The following is an 8,632-nucleotide window of genomic DNA, read 5'->3' on the forward strand; positions in this document are numbered from 1 at the left end:
CGTTATTTTTTTTTCATCGAAGTTTTAGCTGTCTTGAAAACGATATAACCCGTAACACACATTAAGATCATTGCCACTGGACGCTTGAAGAACATAAACGTATCAAGCTCCGATGCAATAATGACCTGCTGAAGCGCAGTCTCCCAAATCGGCGTCAGAATAAAACCGATAATAAAACAGATGTGGGAATAATCATACTTTCTCATGAAATATGCAAGAAATGCAAAAAACAGCATGAGCATGACATCAAAAACATTATACGCCCCCAGATAGGAGCCCATGATGCAGGTGAAGATGATTATGGGATAGAGGATCGGCCGGGGTGTTTGTACCGCCTTACAAGAGGCCCTTAATCCCAGACGCCCGACAATCAGCAAAAAGATATTGGCAATGATTAGACTGCCGTATATGGAGTAGATGAATTGCGCATTCTGTTCAAACATCAAAGGCCCGGGGATCATGCCGTGTATGATGAACGCGCCGATGAGCAGGGCCGCGGCCACATTGCCCGGAATCCCCAGGGTGAACAATGGAATCAGGCTGGACGCACAGACCGCACTGTTGGCCGATTCCGAAGCGGCAATGCCCTCAAGGGCGCCCATACCAAATTTTTCAGGATGTTTTGATCTTTTCTTTGCCTGGTCGTAAGCGAAAAAGGAGGCCACCGGCGCGCCCAGACCGGGCATGGCGCCAACCGCGGTACCCGCTATGGCTGAACGCAGGAGTGTTTTGATATTACGGCGATACTCGGGCCAGGAAAGGAAGCGGTCTTCCGGTTTGTCGGAGAACGTGCAGGTGGCTTCGGAACCGTCGATATTATTATTGTAATGACTCTCCAATTGGATGATGATTTCAGCGAAAGCCAGCATCCCGATACCGATAGGAATCAGTGCGATGCCCCTTTCCAATTTATAAAGCCCAAAGGTCAAACGCGGCAGTGCGGACACCGGTTCCATGCCGATGGTGCCTACAAAGATGCCGAGTGCAGCGGCGATAAGGCCCCGTGCAAGCGATTTCGTTCCCAACCCGGCAATGATGGTCATGGCCATGCAGATCAAGGCAAAAATTTCCGGCGGTCCCATGTACAGGGCCACCGTCGCGAGAGGTGCGGCCACTAAAATCAGTACCCAGGTCGCAAAAAAATCCCCGGAAACCGACCCATAGAGTGCCATGCGCAAGGCTTTTTCGCCCTTACCTTGTAACGCCAGCGGGTAGCCGTCCCACGAGGTTGCCGCAGCTTCGGGTGTGCCCGGTGTATTGAGCAGTACGCCGGAGATGGCGCCCCCATAAAAAGCCCCCTTATTGAGGCCCACCAGAAAGCCGATGGCCGACACGGGGGACATGTAGTACGATAGCGGTATGCACAGGGCAATGGCCATGGGCCCGTTAATGCCCGGAATCGCCCCTGCGATCATGCCCGCCGTGACCCCCACCAGCACAAACAGCAAGTTTAAGGGGTGCAGTGAATCTATGAATCCTGCAATAATTAGTTCAAACACACCTGCTCCTATCGGATACGCTCCGGTTTACGGCATGGGGATACCGAGTCCATATCGCATGACCGCACACATAAAACCCACCGTAACAGCAGCTACTATCGCCATGGTAACTGGCCGGCGCTGACCGCAAAGGTATTGGATCAACAACATAAACACGAGCCCGGCCGGGATAAAACCGATCCAATTCATGGCGGGCATCAACAGGATGCAGGGGATCATGAAACAGACAAGACGCCACAAATACACCCTTTCTGCCAGGGGAATATCCCCTGATTGACCCGCTTTGGACTTTGTTGGTTTAGATTTAAAATGAGAAAAAAAATTAAGCCCCAGCGACAACAATGAAAGGGCCAATATGCTCCCGAAAGCCACATGGGGCAGAAGCGCAGAAGAGACACCATAACCCGGATATGGGGGTGTAAAGGTGGGAATGACCCATAGTAAAAAAACCAAACTCCCCAACGCGACACCTGCAGAGACGAGATTTTCTCTTTTCTTTCTCGTCATACCATCCTCACTCGAATTCATTGTTTATCATAGCAGCAATCTGCCAGTGCAGATTCTTTTTTGGTACCGACGCTTTAGGGCCGTTATAGAGATCCCGAATCGGGATCTCTAACGACCGTTTCGGTGGGTCCGGTGCTGTTAATTTTACTTCCCTGCTTTTGCCTGGCGCCCAAATTTATCATAGGCACTCTTCATATACGTCTTTGCGGCATCCTTGCCATAGTCCACTGGCCCCATTTTCAGCTTTATGGCAACAAATTCACGAAACGCTTTATCCGTTGAGAGTTTCATCAGGATCTCTTCCAGTTTGTCCGCTATGTCACCGGGCAGGCCTTTTGGCGCAGTCAGCACTACAAACATTTCCACGGATTCGTCCCAACCCTGTTCCTTAACGGTGGGGACATCTTGAAGTTCTTTACGACCTTTGGGGTCTTTAAGCCGTGTGGGTGTTGATGCTGCCAGCAGCGTCAATTTTTCCGGCACGTACCCAAACAAAATGGCGCCCAGGTGTCCTATGTTGGCATGACCACCCATAACGGCTGATATGATCGATGGTCCGCCCTGGCTCGGCATAAGGGCCAGCTTGACCCCCTCACTGGCGGCGATGCGCTTCATCACATCACGGTCGTCAGACCCCTGAAACATATAGATCAGGCCCCCTTTGTTTTCCTTCTTCGCCCACGCAAAGGCGTCTTTTAAGCCCTTCCAGCCACGATCGGGTGTGCACACAAAACCGCTCTGATTGAGCCCCAGCATGGAAATGAATTGAAAATCATCAAACTTGTAGCTTGTTTTGACGAAATGGGGTGAATAGGTGTACGCGGCCGTAGCACCCACACCCAGGGTATATCCATCGGGTTTAGCGTTTTTCAGGTCCATGGCCATTACGCTCCCATGGGACCCCCCGGGCGTGTTGATCACCAGTACGGGTTGACCCAGTTCAGCACTCATGGCATCAGCCAGCTTTCGTGTCAACAAATCAATCTGGGCGCCGGGCTTTACCATGGTAAGCATTTTTATCGGTCGATCCGGGTAGTCAGCCGCAAAAACGGGCTGGATAACGCAAAGGCCGGCAAGGGCTGCATACAAAAACAAGGTCATGAAGGTGGAACGCATGCTCTTTCTCCTTTTGGTTGAATTTTTTGTACGCGCAACAACACGAAAACGATTTTCCCTGTTATTGGCGAACGTAGGCTTCACGTTTTTCAGATTTTGATAGTCGCTCATAAATATCCTCCTTTTTATATGGGTCATTACACTGGTCATGGTTAAATTCCCGAGATTGCCGTTTTCATATTTTTCCGGAATTTTAACTATATTTCTTTAAAAGTCACCCGAATATCGTGCAGACGATAAACAGCGATTATTTTTTCCGTGTAGATAAAAGAAGCTCTGGAAAAACGGTGCAGAAGCTCGAAATAGTCCAACGGCATCTCTTGAAAGAGATTTTTCCGGTGAAGGGATAAGAACTTGCTTTTTTTAGGCCGAGCCATACAAAGTTTCGGCTTGTGAGTCAAGGAAAAGACCACTGCTGCAGTTTAGATAATAGGCATCACATTGAGGCCGGCCAAAGGAACTCGATGTTCTTAATCGTTTATCCCCGGCAAATTGAACGAGTCATGACAGCTTCTACTTATTAAAAATCTTCGTCATTATCGTCCATCCGATAGATTTGTTTTATTTATTACGTTTAGTAAGGATATCCAGAAATATAGATTTGGAGGAACATTTATTTTCATTGAAAGGAGTAAAACATGTCTAAAGAACAACCAGCAGACATCAATGAAATCCCAACGGAGGTCATTGAAACGGATTTACTAATTGTCGGCGGCGGCAATGCCGGCTGTTTTGCCGCAATTGAAGCCAAGAAGCTCAACCCTGAGCTCAAGGTCGCCATCATGGAAAAAGCTCATATCAGCAGAAGCGGCGCAACCGCCGCCGGTATGGACGCCATCAACACCTATATCCCCCCCGGCAAAACCCCGGAAGACCTGGTTCGGTGGAGTCGTTCACAGGTCGGTGGAGGACCGCTTCGGGAGGATTTGGCCCTGAGTAATGCAAAAATTTTAAACGGGGCTGTAGAGGATCTTGCCTCCTGGGGTCTTCCCATCATCCGGGATGATGAAGGCACGCCCCAGTATCGCGGGGGCTGGGACATTTCCATCCACGGCGAGCAGCTCAAACCCATCATGGCGGAAAAGGCCATGGAGGTCGGTGCGGAAGTTTACAATCGTGTGGCTGCCACCAACTTGCTGATGGACGGCGACAAATGCGTCGGCGCCATGGGATTCGGCGTCAAGGATGGCAAGTTTTATGTGTTTCGCGCCAAAGCCACCGTTGTTTCAACCGGCGGGGCTTGCGGTCTGTATAAGTCTTATACCAGCGACGCCACCAACTCCCACCATCAAACCTGGATGTGCCCATTTAACGTTGGATCCGGATATGCCATTGGGATTCGCAAAGGCGCCGAGATGACCTCTTTTGAACAGCGATGGGTGGCCACCCGGACCAAAGATCACTGCGGACCGGTGGATACGATTTCAGTGGGTTATAAATCCAATATCATCAACGCCAAGGGCGAGAAGATTTTAGAAAAGCACTATGCGCATATGGGCGGGGACAAAGCGCCGCGTTACATTCGCGCCAACGCCCCCATGGAGGAATGGTTGGCCGGCAGGGGACCGACCTATGCGGATACCACGCACTTGACGGCGGAGGACGTTAGAGACCTCAAAACAGATTATCTGAACGAGAGGCCATCGTTTGTTCTTTTTCTAGCCAGCCGGGGCCAGGACATCACCAAGGACCCGATTGAAATCTATGGCAGTGACCCGTATGTTGTGGGGGGCCATACCGGCAGCGGCTACTGGGTGGAAATCAACCGAATGACCACCATTCCCGGCCTTTTTGGCGCCGGCGAATCAGCCGGCGGCAACCCCAATAAGTTCGTGGGTGGCTGTGCAGCCGAAGGCAAACTAGCGGCCCGCGGCGCTGTGGAATATTTAGGCTCGGTTTCTCTGCCCGAACTGAATTCACAGCAGGTGGAACAGGAGAAGGAACGGGTCTTTGCTCCGCTTTTACGGGGTGCCGAATTTGACGGCGTCGCCCCCCTTGAGATGGAAGAGCGCATGCAGCGGCTGATGGATGAATATGCCGGCGGAACCTCTCAGTTCTACCGGACCAATGAAGAACGGCTGGATTACGCCCTTAAACACCTGAAGATGCTCCAGGAACAGGTGAAGTTCCTTTATGCCAAAGACCTTCACGATCTCATGAGCGCCCACGAAGTGGTAGACCGGCTGGATGTGGCAGAAGTCCTAACGCATCACCTGAAGTTTCGCAAAGAAACCCGCTGGAAGGGCTGGCAGACCCGCTCGGATTACCCGGATATGGATCCAAAATTCGATTGTTTCGTGGAAAGCAAACGGAATATTGAAACAGGCGAAATAGAAACGTTCACCCGACCCTATGAACAAATCGTTCCCGGGGATCGGTTCAAAGCATAATTTTAAGGAGGAAATCAATATGCCACCGAGAGTTGACAAAGAAAAATGTGACGGCTGTAAAGCTGAAGAAGAAACACTCTGTGAACAAATCTGCCCGGGAGATCTCATGACCCTTGGCGAAAACAAGAAAGCCTATTGCCGGCAGCCTCGTGATTGCTGGGACTGCATGTCTTGTACGAAAGTTTGTCCGGTGGGAGCCATTGAAACCCGAATCCCTTACCAGCTGGGTTACCATGGCGCCAAGCTTATCCCGATGATGGGAACGGACAACATTACCTGGACGTGTGTGGACATTAACGGAAAAGTAGAACGCTTTCGCTATAAAAACAGAGTAGAACCGGAATAATGGATAAAATAGTACCCAAAATCGGAATATTCATATGGGATCAAGGCGGGCGGCTTTCCCAGGCCATCGACCTTGACGGTTTGGTCAAGAAATTCACAAAGGCTAAAAACGTGGCTCGCTGTGAAATTGTTGATGCGCTGTGGACGACCGTCTTCTTTGATTCGCTTAAAAACGGTGTGGAAAACAAACAGGTCGACCGATTCTTGTGGGTGGGTCGATTTACCCCTTACCAAATGAAACATATAAAAGGTAAGTTGTCTGCCACAGGGCTCAATCCCTATCTGCATGAATGGACAGATTTGGAAGAACAAGGGATCTGTCTTAAAGAGACGGCGCCGGAAGTCCGGGCGGCCAAGGCCTCCGCGCTCATTCAAATGGCCCTTGCCCGGACCCGGCTGCTTGAACCCCTGGAGCCTATGGAGCTTCCCGCTTCAGATTCAATTCTTATCATCGGTGCGGGAGTGGCAGGGCTTCACGCGGCCGAATCGCTGGCCACACTGGGAAAGCATGTGCATCTCGTTGAAAAGGAAAGCGGCGTGGGTGGTAAGGTCGCGCTGCTTTCCCGGTTTTACCCCCGAATCTGCGACCCCCACTGTGGACTGGAATTTACACTGCAGAAACTCAACGAATCAGATCATGTTGAGTTTCACACTCGGTCCAAAGTGGAAACCCTCTCGGGAAGCCCCGGGAATTTCATGGCAACGGTTCAAAAAAAACCCCGGTTTGTCAGTGAAACAAAATGTAATGCCTGTGGAGAATGTCTGGCGGTTTGCCCCAAAGAAATTCCAGGGGCTTTTCCAGTTTCCAATCATATCAAGGCGATTCATTCGCCGATGCCAATGCCCTTTCCATCTGCTTTCGTGATAGAGCGGGAACATTGCCCGCCGGAATGTCGGGAGTGCGAGAAAATTTGTCCTGCAAAGGCCGTTGATCTGAACCAATCACCTTCCGAAGAACAGCTTCGGGTCGGAGCGGTTCTCATTACGACCGGTTGGGACCTCTATCCCCTTTCTAATGTTGAAGAGTACGGCTACGGTCGCTCTGATAACATCATCAGCAACCTGGAAATGGAAGGGCTGCTTTCAGCCCATGGCCGACAGCAGGGACACCCTGCCAAATTATCTTTAAACGATTTGAAGGAAGTCGGATTTATCCAGTGCGCGGGAAGCAGGGATGAGCGACACCTCCCCTACTGCTCTTCTGTCTGTTGCTCGGCAACGCTAAAACAAATTCTTTATTTCAAAGAACTGGTTCCGGACGCAAAATGTTATGTTTTTTACCAGCATATTCGCACTTCCGGTTTTGATGAAGAGCTTTATCGCAAAACCAGGGAATTAGGCGACGTCACCTTTGTTCGCGACAGACCGGCAAAGGTTGAAATTGATCAAAATCAGGGGAAGTTGAATATAACCGTACTCGACCCTCTGCTGGACAAAAAAATTAATCTGAATTTAGACTTGTTGGTTTTGGCAGGGGGCATGTGCCCTTCGGGCGGTACCCAGGAAACCGCCCAGCTTCTCAAGCTTCCTCAGAATCAATATCATTTTTTTGAATCACATCTTCAATGTCATCCCGAGGAAAGCCAGCGGACCGGCATTTATGTGGGGGGAAGCTGCCGCGAACCGATGAATGTCTCCCAATCGATCGATTCAAGTCATCGATCCGCCATGCAGGCGTTGAAATATTTAGGCGGCACCGTCCTGATCGAACCGACCTATCCGGTGGTGAATAAAACCAAGTGTGACCAGTGCAAACGCTGCGTGGAGGAGTGCCCCTTTTCGAGCTTTGTTTTCGATGAAAAAGAATTTCCGACACCGGACCTGGCCCGCTGCCGGCAGTGCGGCAACTGTATGGGTATTTGTCCGCTTGCAGTCATCTCTCTCAACAATAATACCATCAAACAGATGGCGGTCCAGATTGAAGCAATCAACACTTCATTCATGGGCAAAAATGAACCCGTCATCCTGGCGCTGTTGTGTGAGAATGACGCTCATAAGGCCGCACGGTCGGCAGTGGACCAGGGGCTCGCGGTCCCACCCAATGCCATTGTTATTAAGGTGCCGTGTGCCGGATCGGTAAACAACGCCCTTTTGGCTGATGCACTCTCTTTAGGAATTGATGGGGTCTTGATTGCCGGCTGTAAAGACGACCAGTGCCACTTTATCAGAGGAAATCAACTGGTCCAGAAGCGCAGTGGCGATTTAAGTGAGAAACTGAAAACGATGATGATCGAGCCTGAAAGGGTCCGCTTTGTGAGTCTTGAAATCAGGGATGTGAATAAATATGTTGATATTCTGAATACATATATCAAAGACCTTAAAGGCATGGGTCCCAATCCTTTTAAGATTTAACCGCATTCAGGCATCCCCGTTTGGCACTGGATAAAAATATTGAATCTATCAACCGTTAAAATCAATTATGTTCTTTACTACTAGTTTATACATTGCCACAGCAATCTTTACTATCGGCCTGCTGTTCAAGGTGTCGACCTGGTTCCGTTACAGCCTCTCTCCGGCAGCCGCAAAAATTTCATCTGGAACCCGGGTGGCGGCGGCCGTCAAGGGAATTTTGCGGACCGTTTTCAGCGCAAAGATCCTGACGCTGCTCAAGGTGCTTGTTTTAGACGTCTTCCTGCAGACCCGCACCCTTAAAGAAAGCCGGCTGCGTTGGTGGATGCACCTGCTCATCTACGGCGGGTTCATGCTGCTGCTCTTCATGCATGCCCTCGATAAAATCGTATCGGTCTCCCTTTTCAGCGATTATTATTCAACGCT

The 8,632-nt window shown here is 50.3% G+C and carries 7 protein-coding genes; 4 read left to right on the top strand and 3 right to left on the bottom strand.

The window, feature by feature from the left end:
- Nucleotides 1-2 precede the first annotated feature (2 nt).
- The 3 genes from P1P89_04250 to P1P89_04260 all read right to left on the bottom strand — a co-directional run bounded on the left by P1P89_04250 (nucleotide 3) and on the right by P1P89_04260 (nucleotide 3,122).
- Nucleotides 3-1,499 carry a tripartite tricarboxylate transporter permease gene (locus tag P1P89_04250; GenBank protein MDF1590706.1) on the bottom strand — a complete coding sequence of 499 codons (1,497 nt, stop codon included), beginning with the start codon at nucleotides 1,497-1,499 and terminating at the stop codon, nucleotides 3-5.
- A 27-nt stretch (nucleotides 1,500-1,526) separates the two neighbouring features.
- Nucleotides 1,527-2,006 (bottom strand): tripartite tricarboxylate transporter TctB family protein, encoded by a 480-nt coding sequence (locus tag P1P89_04255; protein MDF1590707.1) that lies wholly within the window; start codon nucleotides 2,004-2,006, stop codon nucleotides 1,527-1,529.
- Nucleotides 2,007-2,150: 144 nt separating this feature from the next.
- Nucleotides 2,151-3,122, bottom strand: coding sequence for a tripartite tricarboxylate transporter substrate binding protein (locus P1P89_04260; GenBank protein MDF1590708.1), 972 nt, complete (start codon nucleotides 3,120-3,122; stop codon nucleotides 2,151-2,153).
- Nucleotides 3,123-3,760: 638 nt separating this feature from the next.
- Between P1P89_04260 and P1P89_04265 the strand changes: the two genes are divergently transcribed.
- The 4 genes from P1P89_04265 to P1P89_04280 all read left to right on the top strand — a co-directional run.
- Nucleotides 3,761-5,512, top strand: coding sequence for an adenylyl-sulfate reductase subunit alpha (locus P1P89_04265; GenBank protein ID MDF1590709.1), 1,752 nt, complete (start codon nucleotides 3,761-3,763; stop codon nucleotides 5,510-5,512).
- 19 nt (nucleotides 5,513-5,531) lie between these two features.
- On the top strand, nucleotides 5,532-5,858 hold the full coding sequence (locus P1P89_04270; GenBank protein ID MDF1590710.1) for a 4Fe-4S binding protein: 327 nt from the start codon (nucleotides 5,532-5,534) through the stop codon (nucleotides 5,856-5,858).
- The gene (locus tag P1P89_04275; GenBank protein ID MDF1590711.1) at nucleotides 5,858-8,209 is read left to right on the top strand and encodes a hydrogenase iron-sulfur subunit; all 2,352 of its coding nucleotides are present in this window, start codon (nucleotides 5,858-5,860) and stop codon (nucleotides 8,207-8,209) included. Before P1P89_04270 ends, P1P89_04275 begins: the two co-directional genes overlap by 1 nt.
- A 67-nt stretch (nucleotides 8,210-8,276) precedes the next feature.
- The coding region (locus P1P89_04280) for a hypothetical protein (protein ID MDF1590712.1) at nucleotides 8,277-8,632 on the top strand (356 nt) is incomplete at its 3' end.

It is taken from the genome of Desulfobacterales bacterium (assembly GCA_029211065.1).
GTDB lineage: Bacteria > Desulfobacterota > Desulfobacteria > Desulfobacterales > JARGFK01 > JARGFK01.

Coding starts and splice junctions, on each gene's coding strand:
- P1P89_04255 (MDF1590707.1), bottom strand. CDS start 2,006: ATGACGAGAAAGAAAAGAGAAAATCTCGTCTCTGCAGGTGTCGCGTTG.
- P1P89_04260 (MDF1590708.1), bottom strand. CDS start 3,122: ATGCGTTCCACCTTCATGACCTTGTTTTTGTATGCAGCCCTTGCCGGC.
- P1P89_04265 (MDF1590709.1), top strand. CDS start 3,761: ATGTCTAAAGAACAACCAGCAGACATCAATGAAATCCCAACGGAGGTC.
- P1P89_04270 (MDF1590710.1), top strand. CDS start 5,532: ATGCCACCGAGAGTTGACAAAGAAAAATGTGACGGCTGTAAAGCTGAA.
- P1P89_04275 (MDF1590711.1), top strand. CDS start 5,858: ATGGATAAAATAGTACCCAAAATCGGAATATTCATATGGGATCAAGGC.